Genomic DNA, 578 nt, shown 5'->3' with positions numbered 1-578 from the left:
ACTGTGCCTTAAAATACTCTGGAATATCCGACACCAAAACATAGCTATCATCTAATTTCAGTTGATGGCGTGGAATCTGAATCAACTCAAGTAAATGTTTCTTCCACAATAGACTAGCCCGAAGCTGATCATTCACTAGATGATGGGGATCGTGTGCAGCTGCACGTTGATCTTCAAATAACCCTTCAAGAATTTGTTTTCCAGTCTTCATACGACCTCCAAAAGCTTTATTTAAAACCTCACAATATCCCTAGAACCATGATGGCGTATAGCTATCATCACGATCTAGATCTTGATTTTTACGCTGCGCTAAGGCTTGGTTGTACTCCTTTTGGTAGATCTGGAGCTTGTTAAATTGCCGAATCTGTTGAATGGTTTGCTTCTGTGCCTCAACTTCAAGCTGAATAATTGGATCGGCACTTTTCAACTTCCATCGGTAGATCTGCGGAACATCCTGCAATTGCGTTCCGTACTTCTGATTAAATTCCTGATTGGACAAATGACTCACTCGATTCGGAACCACAATCTCCATACCCTCCAGAATTAGAGTTTTCATCGGTGCATGCATTTCCAAAGCC

The 578-nt window shown here is 41.5% G+C and carries 1 protein-coding gene and 1 pseudogene; both read right to left on the bottom strand.

What is annotated here, in order from left to right; translation table 11 throughout:
- The coding region (locus OUA97_RS23210) for a hypothetical protein (RefSeq protein ID WP_267234444.1) at positions 1 to 211 on the bottom strand (211 nt) is incomplete at its 3' end.
- Between the two features lie 39 nt (positions 212 to 250).
- Positions 251 to 578, bottom strand: a pseudogene (locus tag OUA97_RS23205) (plasmid mobilization protein); the annotation flags it as partial.

Source organism: Phenylobacterium sp. 58.2.17 (assembly GCF_026411515.1).
Taxonomy (GTDB): Bacteria; Pseudomonadota; Alphaproteobacteria; order Caulobacterales; family Caulobacteraceae; genus Phenylobacterium.
This window is presented reverse-complemented; position numbering and strand designations above follow the sequence as displayed.